Here is a 15,784-nt window from a genome sequence, read left to right on the forward strand (position 1 = left end):
GTCAGCCGGCTCCGGAGTTGGATGGGGCACGCTCTGGCGCCGTTGCGGTCGCGCGCGCACCCTGTGCCACGGCGCTCGCGCTGCCAGCACGCACGTCGGTCGCAGCCACGGCCGGTGGCAATGGCGCGGTGATCGCGTCGGGACCCTGCGGCGATGCGAGGATCACCAGCAACACGCGCCGGTTCGCGTTGCGCCCTTCGAAGGTCGCGTTGTCGCCCACGGGCTGGTGCTCGCCGTAGCCGACGATCGCCAGCCGCGCCGCCTGCACGCCGGCCGCGATCATCTCGTGGACGACGCTGCCGGCGCGGGCAGCGGACAGCTCCCAATTGGACGGGAAGCGGGCGGTCGCGATCGGCATGTCGTCGGTATAGCCTTCCACCCGAACCGCGTTGGGCTCGTCGCGCAGGATGACGGCCAGCTTGCGGACCGTCTCCACCGCGACCGGGCTCGGCTTTGCCACCCCGCTGGCAAACAGGATGTCGCTCTGGATCTCCACCTCAAGGAAGGCCGGTCCGCGGCGCACCGTCACCAGTTTCTTCTGCACCAGTTCCGCTAGTGCCTCCTGGATACGTTGGCCGAGCTGGTGCAGCTCGCCCTGGTTGCGGTTCTCGATCTCCAGGATGGCCGCAGCCGCTGCCGGGGACGCCTCGGTGCTGCGTTGGGGATGGCCAAAGGTGGGCATGTCCAGCACCTGCAACATGCGCGGCGAGTTGATCGGCGTCGCCGCCGCCGGACCGGCCTTGGAGGCGGCGGTCTGGATGGACGGACGGTCAAAGGCCGAGCCGCGCAGCTGGGTCTTGCCCAGCTGGATGGGGCTGATGGTGCGTGGCGGCCCGCCAAAGGCGGACGACAGCGAGTCGGCCAGCACGCGGTACTTGCCCTCGTTGAGCGAGGAGATCGCGTACATCACCACGAAAAACGCGAGCAACAGGGTCATCAGGTCGGCGTAGGGAATCGCCCACGCCTCGTGGTTCTGGTGCTCCTCGTGCTGGACGCGCCTGGCCATGTCAGTGCACGAAGCCGTTCAGGCGGGTTTCGATGTTGCGCGGGTTCTCGCCCTGGGCAATCGCGATCAGGCCCTCGATCACCATCTCGCGCTCTTCCGCCTGCTGGTTGATCAGGCCCTTCAACTTGCTCGCTGCCGGCAACAGCGCGAGGTTGGCGGTGCCGATGCCATAGATGGTCGCGGTGAAAGCCGCGGCGATGCCGGAGCCGAGCTTGCTCGGGTCGGCCAGGTTCTTCATGACCGCGATCAAACCCAGCACCGCGCCGACGATGCCCAGGGTTGGGGCGTAGATGCCCATGCCTTCAAACACCTTGGCCGCGGCCAGGTCGCGTTGCGACTGACCGTGCAACTCGATTTCCAGCATCTGCCGGATAGACTCGGGCTCCAGGCCGTCGACCACCATCTGCAAGCCCTTGCGCACGAACGCGTCGTCCTGGACTGCGACCTCCGGCTCCAGTCCCAGCAGTCCCTGGCGTCGGGCAGTGGTGCTCCACTCCACGATCTTCGCGATCAGCGCGGGCCGGTCGTGCGAGGGCGGACGGAACACCCAGCGCACGATCTTCATCGCCCGCATGAAGGTCTCCATCGGCGTCTGCACCAAGATGGCCGCCATGGTGCCGACGATCACCACCACGAACGCCGCCGGCGACCACAGACCGGCAAGACCGGCACCCTTCAGGATGCTGCCGCCGATGAGTGCGACCAGGGCGAGTACGGTGCCTATGACGCTGAGTTTGTCCATGGCTTCAGTTAACGGTCACGACAGGGATTGCTTGAGTCGGCGCGAGCCACGCACGCCGGTCTGGTACAGCGCATCGACGTCCAGGATCAAGGACATGCGCCCGTCGCCGATCAGGCTCGCGCCGGCGTAGCCGGGCAGCCCGCGAACGGTGCGCGGAAGCGCCTTGATTACCACTTCCTCGCGGCCGCGCACGCGGTCCACCGCGAGGCAGAAACGCTGCTCGCCGGTCTGCAGTACGACCACCGTGCGCTCGCCCAGCGCCAGCGGCGCGCTCGCCAGTCCCAGCCACTGGCGCATGTCCAGCAAGGGCAGGGGTTCGCGGCGCAGGTCGATCACGTCCTGGCCGTCGATCGACATGGGCGTGCCGGGCAGGTGCGCGAGCACCTCCACCACGCGCACCAGCGGCAAGGCGTAGACGTCCGCCTCGATCTCCACCAGCAGCGTGGGCAGGATCGCCAGGGTCAGCGGCACCCGGATCACGAACCGCGAGCCGTGGCCGGGCTCGGACTGGATCTGGACCTGGCCCGACAGTTCGCGGATGCGCGACTGCACCACGTCCATGCCCACCCCGCGGCCGGAGAGGTCACTGACTTCCGCGCGGGTCGAAAAGCCCGGCAGGAAGAGCAGTTGCAGGCACTCATCGGACGGCAGCCGCGCGGCGGCATCGGCGTCGATCAGTCCCTTGCGTACCGCTATGTCGCGGATCCGGTCCGGATCGATCCCGGCGCCGTCATCGCGCACCTCGATGACGACGTGGTCACCTTCCTGCTGCGCGGACAGGCGGACCTGTCCCTGTTCGGGCTTGCCGGTCTCGCGCCGGGTCTGCGGTGATTCGATGCCGTGGTCGATCGCATTGCGCACCAGGTGCACCAGCGGATCGGCCAAGGCTTCCACCAGGTTTCGGTCCAGCTCGGTTTCCGCGCCGACGACGACTAGTTCGACGTTTTTCTGGAGTTGCCGGGCCACATCCCGGGCCAGCTTGGGGAAGCGCGCGAACACGCGTCCCACCGGCTGCATGCGCGCCATCATCACCGCCGATTGCAGGCGCGAGGTGGCGCCATCCAGCGCCCCGACCGCCCGATCCAGCTCCTCGTCGTGCAGGCGCGGGCGCAGGGTCTTGAGCCGGTTGCGCGCGAGCACCAGTTCGCCGACCAGGTTGACCATGGCGTCCAGGCGCCGCACGTCCACGCGGACGGTCGGCTCATCGTGCGCGGCAGCCGCCTGCGCCTTGCGCGGGTTCGCAGGCGCGGCCGGCGCTGGCGCCGGGGGAGATGGAGTGATCGCGGGCGTCGGCGACGGCGTCGGCGGCGCCGGCGGTTCGTGTCCGCTGGGACCTCCCGCGGTCGCCGTGATGCCGGGGATGCCACCGCTGCCGTGCAGGCTGTCCAGCAACGCCTCGAAATCCAGATCGTCCAGGTCATCGCCTGCCCCGGCGGCCGCAGTCAGCGGCTCTCCCGCGATCGGAGCCGCCTGCACGCGCATGCTGTCGATGAGTGCGGCGGGCGGATCGGGCAGCGCATCACCGGCGGCGATGCAGTCCAGCATGTCCACCAGCAGGTCCAGTGCCTGTTGCGCACCGTCGAAGGCGGTCGAGTCCATCGGCGTCGCGCCGTTGCGTGCCAGATCGAAGCGGTCTTCCACCGCGTGGCAGACCGCGACCATGCCGGGGAAATCCAGGAATCCCGCGCCGCCCTTGATGGTGTGGAAACCGCGGAACACCGTGTTCAGGCATTCCCGGTCGTTGGGTGCGTGCTCCAGCGCGACCATCTGCTCGCCGAGCTGGTCGACGATCTCGCGCGCCTCCATCAGGAAGTCGGCGCAAATGTCCGAGGCCACGTCCACGTTCCTACAGGCCCAGCGACGTCAACAGCGAGTTGGCATCGTCCTGGCTGACCGGTTCGGGATCCACGCCGCGCACCGCGGGGCCGAAACCGCGGTTGCAGATCTGCAGCGGGCGGTCCGCTTCGGCGGTCACCTCGCCCAGTCCGATGTGGACCGCACGTACCAGCGCAACCACGCGCAGGATGATCTGACCGGTGAGGTCCTGATAGCCCTGCGCGGCGGTAAGCTCGGAAAGCCGCGAGCGGATGCCCGCAACGGCCTCGCCGGCGGCCGCATCACCCGATATGGGCAACTGGCGAAGCAGCTCCCCGCACTCGTCGACCAGGTCGAGCGAGCGCATGCTGGCCTGCTCGGTCAGGGTGACCACATGCTCCAGGCGCGCACAGGCATCGGGAAGCGATGCCGCGGTCGGCGGGTTCCCGCCGGGCTCGCCCAGGGCCTGTTCCAACTCGCGCGCCAGGCGCGCCAGCCCCTGCACGAAGGGCTGCGTGCGCCACTCGATCAGCGCATCGACGTTGGCGCGCCAGCCGGCATGGTCATCGTTTTCCAGCGCCCACAGTGCTGCGTGCAGGCGCTGGATGATCACCTCGCGGTCGTGGTCGGTCACGCACTGGCTCCCACGCGCTCAAAGACCTTGCCCAGCTTGTCGCCCAGAGTCGCAGCGGTGAAGGGCTTGATGACGTAGCCGTTCACCCCTGCCTGCGCGGCTTCGATGATCTGCTCCCGCTTGGCCTCGGCGGTCACCATCAGCACGGGGGTCTTCGCCATTGCCGGATTGGCGCGGATGGCGCGCAGCAGGTCGATGCCGGGCATCCCGGGCATGTTCCAGTCGGTGATCACCAGGTCGAAGCTGGCCTTGTTCAGCTCGACCAGCGCGGTGGTGCCGTCGTCGGCCTCGGTGGTGTTGGTGAACCCGAGGTCGTTGAGCAGGTTCTTGACGATGCGACGCATCGTGGAAAAGTCGTCGACGATCAGGATGCGGATGTTCTTGTTCATGGGTACTCGTTGGTTGACGTGTGCAAGGGGCGGTGGCCCCGGGTGGCAGGCGGTTTCTGGATCAGTCGTCGGCGTCCAGCGCGGTCTCGCGCCAGTCACCCAGGCGTGCGCGCAGCCGGAGCATCGCCTGGCCGTGGATCTGGCAGACGCGCGATTCGCTGACCGACAGCACCGCGCCGATCTCGCGCATGTTCAGCTCCTGCTCGTAGTACAGCGAGAGCACCAGCTGTTCGCGCTCGGGCAGTTCGCCGATGGCGCCGCCCAGCGATTCGCGGAACTCGCTGTAGTCGAACGCGCTGGCCGGGGTGGCCCCGCTTGCCGCAACGCGGGGCTCGCCGTCGTATTCCTCGGTGTGTGCGTCCAGGCTGATCAGCTGCCCACGCGAGGCCTCCTCCAGCATCCGGTGGTAGTCCTCCAGGCTGACCTCCAGCTGGGCGGCGACCTCCTGGGTCGTGGCCGAGCGACCGGTGAGCTGCTCGACGCGTCGCGTGGCGGCAACGACATTGCGGTAGCGGCGGTGCACCGAGCGCGGCACCCAATCGCCACGCCGGATCTCATCGATCATCGAGCCACGGATGCGGATCGAGGCGTACGTCTCGAAGGCCGCGCCCTGGTCGTCCTGGAAATTGCGGGCGGCATCCAGAAGGCCGAGCATGCCGGCCTGGATGAGGTCATCGACCTCGACGCTGGAGGGCAGGCGCGCGGCCAGGTGGTGGGCGATCCGGCGCACCAGTTCGCCGTGGCGCTCGACCACTTCGGCAGCATCGTGGCGCGGCATGGAAGCGCGATAGGCGGCTGCGGCAAGGCTCATGCGACGGCACTCCGGGTAGGCGTGATCAGGCGCTCCATGTAGAACTCCACGTGGCCGCGTGGACCCGGTGGGGACTGCCATTGGCTGGCCCGGCGGGCGATGTCGCGAAACGCCACGGCCGACGGGCTGGACGGGAACGCCTCCATGACCGATTCCTGGCGCTGGATCGCCCGGCGCAGCCACTCGTCACGCGGAATGGCGCCCAGGTAGTTGAGGGTGACGTCCAGGAAACGGGACGCGACCCGCTCGAGCTTTCCGAACAACTGCCGGCCTTCCGCCGCGCTCTGCACCTGGTTGGCGAGCACCTGGATGCGGCTGACACCGCGGTCGCGGTTGAGCACCTTGATGAGCGCGTAGGCGTCCGTCACCGAGGCGGGCTCGTCACAGACCACCACGATCACGTCCTGGGCCGCCTGGCAGAAGGTCAGCACCCCGTCGGCAATGCCCGCCGCGCTGTCGATGACCATCGTGTCGACCGGGATGTCGAGCTGGCTGAAGGCGTGCACCAGGCCGACGTGCTGTTGGGGCAACAGCTCGGTCATGTGGCGCTTGCCCGACGCGGCCGGGACGACCAGCAATCCGCCCGGGCCCTCCAGCAAGGTGTCCTGGAGCTCGCAGCGACCGGCGAACACGTCGGCGAGCGTGAAGCGTGGCGACAGGCCGAGCATGACGTCCACGTTGGCCAGGCTCAGGTCGGTGTCCAGCAACAGCGTGCGCTGGCCGGCATTGACCATCGCCATGGCCAGGTTGACCGACACGCTCGTCTTGCCGACCCCGCCCTTGCCGCTGGCAACGGCGATGACGCGCACCGGCGGAACCGGTGCGGCGGCCGGGGGGCTCGCCAGGTCGACGGCGCAATGGAGGTCAGGCGTTGGCATGTTCGTCCTCGGTGACAAAGGGGTTATCGGCCGCACGTCGGAGTTTCTCCAGCTGGAGGACGAGATTGGATGCGTTGGCCGCCTGCAGGTCGCCCGGAACCAGTTGCCCGTGGGTCGTGTACGCCAGGCTGAGGCCATTGCGCACGGCCACCGACAGGGCCGCGCCGAGGCGTCCGGTCTCGTCGGTCTTGGTCAGCACCACGGCTTCCGGGCTGGCGATGCGGTAGCGGCGGACCAGCTCATTGAGGTCGTGCGGATGGGCGTTGGCCGGCATCACCAGCAGGCTGCGCAGCTGGCGCGTTGCCCGCAGCCAGGTGATCTGCCCCAGCAGGGCGCGGTCGCGGCTTCCGTAGCCGGCCGTATCCACCAGCACGAGCGGGTAGTCCTGCAGCTGTTCCAGCGTCTGGGTGAGGCTTTCCGCGCCGCGCGCTTCGCACACCGTGATGCCCATCCGACGACCGTGCGCATGCAGTTGCTCGATCGCGCCCAGGCGTTCCGTATCGGTGGTGACCAGGGCGACGTCGCGGGCGCGGTGGCGGGCGGCGAAACGGGCGGCCAGCTTGGCCACCGTGGTGGTCTTGCCCGCGCCGGTCGGGCCGATCAGGGCGATCACGCCACCCTCGTCGATCGGTTCGCTGCGCAGCACGGTGAGCATCCGCGCCAGCTCGGCGAGCATGGGTGCGCGTACCTGGTCCGGCGGCAGCGCGGGGTTGAGCTTGGCGACCACGGACTGGGCGAGCGACTCGTCGCAGCCGTAGCCCAGCAGGATGTCGTAGGCGGCTGCGCGCGCCGGTGAGCCCCGCAACCGCTCGGTGGTGAACTGGCCCATCTCGCGCTCGATCATCCGCCGCATCGAGGTCAGTTCCTCGCGCATGGCGGAGATGTCCGGATCGGGGTCCGGCACCGCCTGCAGCACGGGCGTGGCAGTCGCTGGTTCCGACGCCGGAGCGGCGTCGGGGCCGAGGGCTTTCGTGGCAGCAGCGACGGCTACAGCAGGCACCGCCTCGTCCGCGGGCGGAGTCGGGTGATCCGGCGATGACGGCGCGGGCTCTGCGGCGATCCCGGCGGCGGCCGGTGGGGCGAACCCGGCCGACGCGGGTTCAGCGTGCTCGGACGGTCGCGGCGCGTGGGCAGCGGCACCCTGAGTCGCGGCAATCTTCGTCGGCGCCACAGTGGGCTCGGGTGCGGCGTACCGCGGGCTATCGGCAACCACCGATGCCGCGTTCGCGGTGTCCACCATCGCCGCCATCATGGCCTGGAAGTGCGCCGGTGCCGGTGCGAGCGGGCGGGCAGCGGCGCTGGGGGCGGTCGGCGTAACGGCGGCGGCGGTCGGGAAACCTGCGGTCAGCTCGGCCAGGGTCGCATCGGCGCCCGCCTTTCGGCTCGCTGCAGGCGCCGCAGCGTCGCCGATGCCGAACACGGCGCGCGCACGGCGGGCGAAGCTGTCGCGCGGTGGGGCGTCGTTACTGGCAGCTGCCGGGATTTCAGCGGGAGGGTCGGTGACCACCGGCGCTTCCTTGATCAGGTACCCGGCAGCCGACACGCCTTCGCCGGCCGGAGCCAGGCCGGGCGTGGCCGCCCGCAGCGCCTGGTTCACCAGGGCCTCGTCGTAGTCGGTGGCGGCGACCACTTCGATGCCATCCGCGGTGGGCCGGGTGGAGAGGATCACGGCCTCGGGACCGTGCTCGGCGCGGACCATGCCCAAGGCAGTGCGCATGTCGGCGGCGATGAAACGCTTGATTCTCATGACGGTGTTTCCCTGATCCCGTTATTCCAAAGTCCGGCTCTTCAGCCGATCGACCCCACCAACCGCAAACGCTTGTCTTCGGGCACTTCGCTGTAGGCCAGTACCGACAGTGCCGGTACGCTGTGGCGCACCAGGCGGGCGATGGTTGCCCGGATGCCACCCGGTACCAGCAGCACCGCCGGTTCACCGCGCCCTTCCTGCTGGCTGACGCAATCGCTGAGGTTCTGGTGCAATCGCTCGGCCAATCCCGGTTCCAGCGCGCTACCTGCGCCGCTGACTGACTCCTGCAAAACCCGTTCCAGAGCCGGGTCGAGGGTGTAGACGGGGAGCTCGGGCTTGAGGCCGTTCAATTCCTGGACGATGAAACGTCCCAGTGCATTGCGCACCGCGGCGGTGAGCGTCGCCGGATCCTGCGTGTGCGCGCCGTGCTCCAGCAGCGCCTCGACGATCTGACGCATCTGTCGCAGTGGCACCTTCTCCAGCAACAGCGATTGCAGTACGCGCACCACCACCGACAACGGCAGCAGCTTGGGCGTCAAATCCTCGACGAGCTTGGGTGTCACCTTGCCGACACTTGCCAGCAACTGCTGCACCTCGTCATGGCCGAGCAGCTCGGAGGCGCGCTCGCGCACGACGTGGGAGAGGTGGGTGGCGACCACGGTGGATGCGTCCACCACCGTGTAGCCCAGCGATTCGGCATGCGCGCGCTGAGACGGCGGGATCCACACCGCGTCCAGTCCGAACGCCGGGTCCTTGCCGGGAATGCCGTCCAGCGGGCCGAACACCTGGCCCGGATCCAGCGCGAGGTCGCGGTCGGGGTGCAGCTCGCCGCTGGCCATCGGCACGCCGTGGACGAGGATCCGGTACTGACCCGGCGCCAGCTCCAGGTTGTCGCGGACGTGCACGGCGGGGATCAGGAAGCCCAGGTCCTGGGTCAGCTTGCGGCGGATGCCCTTCAATCGTGCCAGCAGCTCGCCGCCCTGGGTCTTGTCGACCAGGGCGATCAGCTTGTAGCCCACCTCAAGCCCGAGCGGTTCCACCGGGCGGACCTCGTCCCAGCTCAACTCGGCCATAGCCTGCTGCGCACCCCCCGCGCCGGCAACTGCAGCGTCATCCCCGGAGGGCGATGCATCCGCTGCCAGCTCGCGCTTGTGCAGTTGCCAGGCCGCGTAGCCGATCGTCGCGGACAGGACCAGGAAGGGCAGGTTGGGCATCCCCGGGACCACGCCGATCAGTCCCAGCAACAGGGCCGCCACGATCAGCGCGCGCTTGTGCCCGAACACCTGCTTGGACACCGCCGGACCCATGTCCTGCTCGCGTGTCGCACGGGTCACCAGCATGGCCACCGCCGTCGACACCAGCAGCGCCGGCAACTGCGCGACCAGGCCGTCGCCGATGGTCAGCAGTGCGTACACCTCCGCCGCCGTGGAAAACGGCATGCCGTGCTGGAGGACCCCGATCAGGATCCCGCCGATGAGGTTGATCACCAGGATCAGCAGGCCGGCGATCGCATCGCCGCGCACGAACTTGCTGGCGCCGTCCATCGAACCGTAGAAGTCCGCCTCCTCGGCGACTTCCTGGCGCCGGGCCTTGGCGTCCTCGCGGCTCAGCAGGCCGGCGTTGAGGTCGGCATCGATCGCCATCTGCTTGCCGGGCATTGCGTCCAGGATGAAGCGCGCCGACACCTCGGCGATGCGGCCGGAACCCTTGGTGACCACGATGAAGTTGACGATGGTCAGGATCGCGAAAACGATGATGCCGACCGCGTAGCTGCCACCGATGACGAAGTTGCCGAAGGACTCGATCACGTTGCCGGCCGCGCCCGAGCCTTCGTGTCCGTGCAGCAGGACCACACGCGTGGAAGCAACGTTCAGTGCCAGCCGCAACAGAGTGACCATCAGCAGCACCGACGGGAACACCGAGAATTCCAGCGGGCGCTTGACGTACACCACCGCCAGCAGGACGACCAGCGACAGCGCGATATTGATCGTGAACAGCGCATCCAGCACCAGCGGTGACAGCGGCACCACCACCATCGCCAGCATCGCCAGCACCACCACCGGCGCGGCGGCGCCGTTGCGCAGCGAGCGCGCCATCTGGCCGAAATTCGTCGGGGCGGGTTGCGCGCTCACGGCGCCGGGTTTCCGTCAGCCACGCCTGTCGGCTCGGCGTCGATGGCGCCATCGGGGCCCACATCGGGCAGGTCCAGCGACGGCAGCGGCCCCTGCGCCGGATGCCAGCGTTTGAGCTGGTAGACGTAGGACAGCACCTGGGCGACGGCGGCGTAAAGCTTCACGGGGATCTCCTGATCGACCTTGGCCTGCCTATACAAGGCGCGTGCCAGCGGCGGCGCCTCGATGACGCTGATCCGGTGTTTTTCGGCCACGTCGCGGATCATCAGCGCGGTCTCGTCCACGCCCTTGGCGACCACCCGCGGCGCGCGCATCTTGTCGGCGTCGTACTTCAGCGCGACCGCGTAGTGGGTCGGGTTCATGACGATCACGTCCGCTGTGGGCACTGCTTCCATCGTCTGGCGCTGCGACAGCTGGCGGGCGACCTGGCGCACGCGAGCCTTGATCTCGGGGTTGCCCTCGGTCTGCTTCATCTCGTCGCGGACTTCCTGCTTGGTCATCTTCAACTTGGCGTTGTGCTGGTGGCGCTGCCAGGGCACGTCGATGGCGGCGATCAGCGCCAGCGATCCGGCCATCGCCAGCAGCGCGGTCATGGCGGTGTGCAGACCGGTATTGATGGCGACGTCCAGCGCCATCCGCGGCATCGCCAATATGTCGTCGATGGCCCCGGTGATGACCAGGGCGCCGGTCCCGACCACCAGCACGACGCGCATCAGCGAACGCAGCAGTTCGGCGAACCCTTCCTTGCCATAGATGCGCTTGAGCCCGGACGCCGGGTTGAGCCGTTTGACATCGACTTTCAACGACTTGCCGGAGAAGCGGATGCCGCTCATCAGGGCCGGGGCGATCAGGCAGGCCGCCAGCGACGCGGCCAGGATCGGCAGGATCGGCAGTACCAGGGTCACGACCAGCATCACCGCGTGGGTCAGCAAGCGGTCGGGCTTGCCCAGGATGGTCGGATCCACAGTGAGCGCGCCGCCCAGCCAGGCCTGGGCATCCCGGCCGATGCCGGGCGCGAGCACCATCAGCGCCACGGCGGTGACGCCCAGCACCGAGACATTGGCCAGCTCGCGCGAGCGCGGCACATCGCCCTTCTCCCGCGCTTCGCGCTTGCGCTTCTCGGTGGGTTGTTCGGTACGGTCTTCCTGGTCGCCGGACATCGTTCGCTTCCGTGGTGATCGGCTGCGGGCCGCACCTTGGAAGCGGTCAGCCGGTCAGCGCGCGCGCCGCGAGGAAGGCATCCTCGAACAGTCGCTGCACGGGCACCTGCAGTTCCCGTGCCAGCAAGCCCATCAGGGTCATTCCGACCAGCAGCGAGACCGGCAGGCCGATGGCGATGGGGTTGAGCGCGGCCGCAGCGCGCGAGAGCACGCCGAAGGCGAGGTTGGAGGCGAGCAGGGCCATCATCACCGGCAACGCCAGCAGCAGCCCCGCGCGCAGGCAACTGGAGAAGAAGGTCGGCAGGGCACGCAGGAATTCGCCCACATCCAGCAGGGGCGAGCCGATCGGCAGGGCCTGGTAACTGTCGGCGAGCAGGCCGACCAGCGCCAGGTGGCCGTCAAGGGTGAAGAACAACAGGCCGAAAATCAGGAAGAACCACTGCGACAGCACGGTCGAGGAGGCCCCGCTCAACGGATCGGCCAGGGTCGCGAACGACAGCGCCATGCCCTGGCTGATCAGCTCGCCGGCCAGTTGCCCCGCCTCGAACGCGAGCCGCAGCACCAGCCCGATCGACAAGCCGACCGCCATCTCGCGCACTACCGTCAGCACCGTGGTTGCATCCACCGCCGCGACCGGCGCGGCCGGCATCACGGTGGAGATCGCCGCGGACAGCGCGATGGCGATGATCAGGCGCGCACGCATCGGCATGCCGCGCCCGCCGATCATCGGCAGCGCCTGCAGCGCAGCCCCGATCCGCAGCAGGTACCACAGCACCTGGCCGAGCATGCCGAACAGGTTGAGCCCGTCGACGGTCGTGGCGGTAACCGGATCCATCTCGAGCGCGTCGCGCTAGCCGATCATGTGCGGGATGCGCTGGAACAGGTCGGTCGTGAAGGCGACCATCTTGCCCAGCAGGAAGTGGCCTGTCAGCGCCAGCGTGGTCGCCAGCGCGATCGCCTTCATCACAAACGCGATGGTCTGCTCGTTGATCTGCGTCGCGGCCTGGATGATGCCAACCACGACGCCGACCACCAGCACCGCCAGCAAGGGCGGCGCGCCCATCATCAGTGCCATCTGCAGGCCGCGGCCGATTTCGGTGATGGCGGTTTCCGGGGTCATCGCCTCAGACCCCGTTGAAGCTGGCGGCCAGCGAGCCGACCACGAGCACCCAGCCGTCCACGAGCACGAACAGCAGGATCTTGAACGGCGCGGAGATCAGCATCGGCGAGAGCATCATCATGCCCATCGACATCAGCACACTGGCAACCACCAGGTCGATGATCACGAACGGGATATAGACCAGGAACGCGATCTCGAAGGCTGTCTTCAGCTCGCTGGTGAGGAAGGACGCGGCCAGCACGCCGAACGGCACGTCCGAGGCTGCCGCGTACGGCCCGCTGTTGGACAGTCCGGCGAAGGTCATCAGGTCGTTCTCGCGCACCTGCGCCAGCATGAAACCGCGGAACGGTTCAATCGAGGCGGTCCATGCCGAGCGGAAGTCCATCTGGTCGTTGAGGTAGGGCGAGATCCCCGCGGTCCAGGCCTGGTCGAAGACCGGCATCATGATCATCGCGGTGAGGAACAGCGCCAGCGCCAGCAGGACCTGGTTCCCTGGGGTCTGGCCGGTGCCCAGCGCCTGCCGGAGCAGGCCGAGCACGATGATGATCCGGGTGAACGCGGTCAGCCCCAGCAGCGCGGCCGGCAGCAGGGTGATGCCTGTCATCAGCAGCAATACCTGCAGCGGCATGCTGACCGGTTCGCCGCCGATGTTGCCGACGTTGAGGTTGGGCAGGGCGGGAGCGGTCGACGGGCCGGCCGGTGAGGGCACCCCCTGCGCGAGCGCATCCGGCATCAGCATGAGCGCCAGCGCCAGCAACAGGAACCCGAACAGCAGGCGTCCCATTCCGGATCGACGGGTGGAGTGGTCCAGGGAAATCCCCCGGTTGACGATGCGGTTCACGACTTCTTTCCGAAGTGTTGGGCGAGCAGGCTCGCGAAAGGGGAGGGCGTGGTGGCGGCGGCAGGCAGCGGCTCTTCCAGCGTGTGCAGGGTGCGGGTGCCGCCGGCGCCGACGCTGAGCAGCAATTGCGTCTGTCCGACTTCAACAACCACCACGCGCTCGCGCGGTCCGAGCGCGAGGGACCCGACTACACGCAAGGCTGGATTGCTGGCGGTCGTTGCGCCGACACCGGGCATCCGCTTGGCCAGCCACGCCAGCGCCAGGATCAGTCCAACCACCAGCATCAGTGCCATCACGCCGCCGCCGACTGCGCCGGCACCGCTGGACGCGGGCGCGAACACCGGCGCCGGGGCGACGGGAACGCTGGCTGTGCGGCCGGCCGATGCGGGCATCCAGGCGGTGCCGCCGGTCGTGTCCACTGTTACCGACACGCCTGCAAAGCTGTCCGCTGCATCTGCCGATGCATCACCGGGTGCCGCGACCCCGTCGGCGCCGGATTCGGCCGCGTGCAATGCAACGCCGCTGATGTCGCCATGGGTGTCCGGCGGCGTGCTGGCAGTCGGGCCGGCGAGCTCGGTGTTCATCGCAGCCGCTTGATGCGTTCGGCCGGGCTGACCACGTCGGTCAGGCGCACGCCGAAACGGTCATTGACCACGACCACTTCGCCCTGGGCGATGAGCGTGCCATTGACGAACACGTCCAGCGGCTCACCGGCGCCGCGCTCCAGCTCCACCACCGAGCCCTGGTTGAGCTGCAGCAGGTTGCGGATGGGGATCCGGGTGCGCCCGACTTCCAGCGACAGCGACACCGAGACGTCCAGGATCACGTCCAGGTTGAGGTCGGCCGCTGCGGCTCCGGCGTCAGCGGTCAGTGAATCGAAGGCGGCACGGGGCGTGTCGTTCTCGAGGGCGGTGTTTTCGGCTGGATTCATGGCGTTGTCAGGCTTTCGAAAGTGGGAAGGGTGCGCGCGGCATGCACGCTGGTGACCTTGATGGCGTTGCGACCGTTGTGGGTGCCGAACTCGCCGGAGAACAGCGGCGTCTGCTCGACGTTCAGGACCACCGAACCGGGCAGGTCGATCGGGATGACGTCACCGACCTTGAGCTGGCTCAGCTGGCGCAGGGTGATCTGGCGCTGCGCCAGCGAGCTGCTCAGCTCGACCTGCGCGTCCTGCAACTGCTCGCGCATCGCGCGGGTCCAGCTCTCGTCGCGCTCGCCGCGGTCGCTTTGCACGCCGGCGTCGAGTTGCTCGCGGATCGGCTCGAGCATCGAATACGGAATGGACACGTGGAACTCGCCGCCGCCGCCCTCCAGTTCGACGTGGAAGCGGCTGACCACGATGTACTCGCGCGGGCTGATGATGTTGGCAAAGTGCGGGTTGACCTCGGAGTTGAGGTACTCGAACTCCACCGGCATCACCGGTGCCCACGCCTCCACCAGGTCGGCGAAGGTCTGCTTGAGCAGCAGCTGGATCACGCGCATCTCGGTCGGGGTGAACTCGCGACCCTCGATGCGCGTGTGGTACTTGCCGTTGCCGCCGAAAAAGTTGTCGACCACGGTGAAGACCAGCCGCGGCTCGAACACCACCAGCGCGGTACCGCGCAGCGGTTTCATCTTCACCATGTTGAGGTTGTTGGGGACCTGCAGCGAGTGCATGTACTCGCCAAAGCGCATCAGGTCGACGCCACGCACGGACAGGTCAGCGGAGCGCCGCAAAAGGTTGAACAGGCCGATCCGCCAGGTCCGGGCGAAGCGCTCGTTGATCATCTCCAGCGTCGGCAGGCGTCCACGGACGATGCGGTCCTGGCTTGCGAAGTCGTAGCTGCGGGCCTCGTTGGCTTCCGGCGGAGCGTCCTCCACGTCCACCGCGCCGCTGTCCACGCCGTGCAGCAGGGCGTCGATTTCCTCTTGCGAAAGCAGGTCCATGCTCATTGCCGGCTCCTACTGCGTCACGAAGCTGGTGAAGTACACGGCGTCGACCTTGCTCGGCGCGCCTTCGGACTCCAGCAGGGCGCGCACCTCGTCGCGGGACTTGTCCTGCAGGCGCTCCTTGGCGCTGCGCAGAGCCAGCTGCTCGGCCGAGTGCTGGCCAAACAGCAGCAGCAGGCGGTTGCGCACCGCCGGTGCGTGGGATTCCAGCGCCTTTGCGGTGGCGTCGTCGCGGGTCATCAACTGCACGTCGGTCTGCAGATAGCGGACCGAATCGGTATCGATCAGGTTGACGACAAAGGAGGGCTCCAGCGCGAAGTAGATCGCCGGCTTGCGCTCGGTGGTCGGAGGCGTGGACCCGTCGCCGGTCGGCTCAGCGGCGGTTGCCTTGGAGTACCAGAGCCAGCCTCCGCCCGCTGCCATGCCAATGACCAGCACGGCGACGATGATCCAGGGCATCTTGCTGGACGTGGATTGGGTCTTGGCAGGCACTCGTAAACTCCGGCTGGCATGGGGATACCGGATCAGTGCAAGCCGCGTGCCGCAACTTCAGTGCCACACCGCGACGGGGAATTGACGC

At 68.3% G+C, this 15,784-nt stretch carries 17 protein-coding genes; all 17 read right to left on the reverse strand.

Going from position 1 to position 15,784, the window contains the following annotated elements; genetic code table 11:
• Position 1 precedes the first annotated feature (1 nt).
• On the reverse strand, positions 2–1,006 hold the full coding sequence (motD, locus tag INQ41_RS03395; RefSeq protein WP_193986231.1) for a flagellar motor protein MotD: 1,005 nt from the start codon (positions 1,004–1,006) through the stop codon (positions 2–4).
• 1 nt (position 1,007) lies between these two features.
• Positions 1,008–1,748 carry a flagellar motor protein gene (locus INQ41_RS03400; RefSeq protein ID WP_193986232.1) on the reverse strand — a complete coding sequence of 247 codons (741 nt, stop codon included), beginning with the start codon at positions 1,746–1,748 and terminating at the stop codon, positions 1,008–1,010.
• Between the two features lie 15 nt (positions 1,749–1,763).
• Positions 1,764–3,554 (reverse strand): chemotaxis protein CheA, encoded by a 1,791-nt coding sequence (locus INQ41_RS03405; RefSeq protein ID WP_193987189.1) that lies wholly within the window; start codon positions 3,552–3,554, stop codon positions 1,764–1,766.
• Positions 3,555–3,594: 40 nt separating this feature from the next.
• Positions 3,595–4,197: a protein phosphatase CheZ gene (locus tag INQ41_RS03410; RefSeq protein WP_193986233.1), complete on the reverse strand. Its 603-nt coding sequence runs from the start codon at positions 4,195–4,197 to the stop codon at positions 3,595–3,597.
• Positions 4,194–4,586, reverse strand: coding sequence for a chemotaxis response regulator CheY (cheY, locus tag INQ41_RS03415; protein WP_193986234.1), 393 nt, complete (start codon positions 4,584–4,586; stop codon positions 4,194–4,196). Before cheY ends, INQ41_RS03410 begins: the two co-directional genes overlap by 4 nt.
• 61 nt (positions 4,587–4,647) lie before the next feature.
• Positions 4,648–5,397 (reverse strand): RNA polymerase sigma factor FliA, encoded by a 750-nt coding sequence (locus tag INQ41_RS03420; protein ID WP_193986235.1) that lies wholly within the window; start codon positions 5,395–5,397, stop codon positions 4,648–4,650.
• Complete coding sequence (locus tag INQ41_RS03425; protein WP_193986236.1) at positions 5,394–6,275, reverse strand: MinD/ParA family protein; 882 nt, start codon at positions 6,273–6,275, stop codon at positions 5,394–5,396. Before INQ41_RS03425 ends, INQ41_RS03420 begins: the two co-directional genes overlap by 4 nt.
• The gene (gene flhF / locus INQ41_RS03430) at positions 6,262–8,022 is read right to left on the reverse strand and encodes a flagellar biosynthesis protein FlhF (RefSeq protein WP_193986237.1); all 1,761 of its coding nucleotides are present in this window, start codon (positions 8,020–8,022) and stop codon (positions 6,262–6,264) included. Before flhF ends, INQ41_RS03425 begins: the two co-directional genes overlap by 14 nt.
• Before the next feature lie 41 nt (positions 8,023–8,063).
• Entirely contained in the window at positions 8,064–10,118 is a 2,055-nt protein-coding gene (gene flhA / locus INQ41_RS03435) for a flagellar biosynthesis protein FlhA (protein ID WP_193987190.1), read from the reverse strand.
• Between the two features lie 32 nt (positions 10,119–10,150).
• Positions 10,151–11,314 (reverse strand): flagellar biosynthesis protein FlhB, encoded by a 1,164-nt coding sequence (flhB, locus tag INQ41_RS03440; protein WP_193986238.1) that lies wholly within the window; start codon positions 11,312–11,314, stop codon positions 10,151–10,153.
• 46 nt (positions 11,315–11,360) lie between these two features.
• Entirely contained in the window at positions 11,361–12,149 is a 789-nt protein-coding gene (fliR, locus tag INQ41_RS03445) for a flagellar biosynthetic protein FliR (protein ID WP_193986239.1), read from the reverse strand.
• A gap of 15 nt (positions 12,150–12,164) precedes the next feature.
• On the reverse strand, positions 12,165–12,434 hold the full coding sequence (locus INQ41_RS03450) for a flagellar biosynthetic protein FliQ (RefSeq protein WP_193986240.1): 270 nt from the start codon (positions 12,432–12,434) through the stop codon (positions 12,165–12,167).
• A 4-nt stretch (positions 12,435–12,438) separates the two neighbouring features.
• Positions 12,439–13,218 (reverse strand): flagellar type III secretion system pore protein FliP, encoded by a 780-nt coding sequence (fliP, locus tag INQ41_RS03455; protein WP_193987191.1) that lies wholly within the window; start codon positions 13,216–13,218, stop codon positions 12,439–12,441.
• A gap of 53 nt (positions 13,219–13,271) precedes the next feature.
• A complete protein-coding gene (fliO, locus tag INQ41_RS03460) occupies positions 13,272–13,667 on the reverse strand; it encodes a flagellar biosynthetic protein FliO (RefSeq protein WP_193987192.1) in 396 nt (131 codons plus the stop codon).
• Between the two features lie 188 nt (positions 13,668–13,855).
• On the reverse strand, positions 13,856–14,206 hold the full coding sequence (gene fliN, locus INQ41_RS03465) for a flagellar motor switch protein FliN (protein ID WP_193986241.1): 351 nt from the start codon (positions 14,204–14,206) through the stop codon (positions 13,856–13,858).
• Complete coding sequence (fliM, locus tag INQ41_RS03470) at positions 14,203–15,207, reverse strand: flagellar motor switch protein FliM (protein WP_193986243.1); 1,005 nt, start codon at positions 15,205–15,207, stop codon at positions 14,203–14,205. Before fliM ends, fliN begins: the two co-directional genes overlap by 4 nt.
• A gap of 9 nt (positions 15,208–15,216) precedes the next feature.
• Positions 15,217–15,696: a flagellar basal body-associated FliL family protein gene (locus INQ41_RS03475; RefSeq protein ID WP_193986245.1), complete on the reverse strand. Its 480-nt coding sequence runs from the start codon at positions 15,694–15,696 to the stop codon at positions 15,217–15,219.
• Positions 15,697–15,784 lie beyond the last annotated feature (88 nt).

Source organism: Lysobacter ciconiae (assembly GCF_015209725.1).
Classification (GTDB): domain Bacteria; phylum Pseudomonadota; class Gammaproteobacteria; order Xanthomonadales; family Xanthomonadaceae; genus Novilysobacter; species Novilysobacter ciconiae.

Bases quoted from the DNA above. Each gene is read 5' to 3' on its own strand.
- fliR (WP_193986239.1), bottom strand. From the start codon at position 12,149: ATGGATCCGGTTACCGCCACGACCGTCGACGGGCTCAACCTGTTCGGC.
- fliP (WP_193987191.1), bottom strand. From the start codon at position 13,218: ATGGGACGCCTGCTGTTCGGGTTCCTGTTGCTGGCGCTGGCGCTCATG.
- flhB (WP_193986238.1), bottom strand. From the start codon at position 11,314: ATGTCCGGCGACCAGGAAGACCGTACCGAACAACCCACCGAGAAGCGC.
- fliO (WP_193987192.1), bottom strand. From the start codon at position 13,667: ATGCCCGCATCGGCCGGCCGCACAGCCAGCGTTCCCGTCGCCCCGGCG.
- INQ41_RS03400 (WP_193986232.1), bottom strand. From the start codon at position 1,748: ATGGACAAACTCAGCGTCATAGGCACCGTACTCGCCCTGGTCGCACTC.
- cheY (WP_193986234.1), bottom strand. From the start codon at position 4,586: ATGAACAAGAACATCCGCATCCTGATCGTCGACGACTTTTCCACGATG.
- motD (WP_193986231.1), bottom strand. From the start codon at position 1,006: ATGGCCAGGCGCGTCCAGCACGAGGAGCACCAGAACCACGAGGCGTGG.
- flhA (WP_193987190.1), bottom strand. From the start codon at position 10,118: ATGGCGCGCTCGCTGCGCAACGGCGCCGCCGCGCCGGTGGTGGTGCTG.
- INQ41_RS03450 (WP_193986240.1), bottom strand. From the start codon at position 12,434: ATGACCCCGGAAACCGCCATCACCGAAATCGGCCGCGGCCTGCAGATG.
- INQ41_RS03425 (WP_193986236.1), bottom strand. From the start codon at position 6,275: ATGCCAACGCCTGACCTCCATTGCGCCGTCGACCTGGCGAGCCCCCCG.
- fliM (WP_193986243.1), bottom strand. From the start codon at position 15,207: ATGAGCATGGACCTGCTTTCGCAAGAGGAAATCGACGCCCTGCTGCAC.
- INQ41_RS03405 (WP_193987189.1), bottom strand. From the start codon at position 3,554: ATGGAGGCGCGCGAGATCGTCGACCAGCTCGGCGAGCAGATGGTCGCG.
- INQ41_RS03420 (WP_193986235.1), bottom strand. From the start codon at position 5,397: ATGAGCCTTGCCGCAGCCGCCTATCGCGCTTCCATGCCGCGCCACGAT.
- flhF (WP_193986237.1), bottom strand. From the start codon at position 8,022: ATGAGAATCAAGCGTTTCATCGCCGCCGACATGCGCACTGCCTTGGGC.
- fliN (WP_193986241.1), bottom strand. From the start codon at position 14,206: ATGAATCCAGCCGAAAACACCGCCCTCGAGAACGACACGCCCCGTGCC.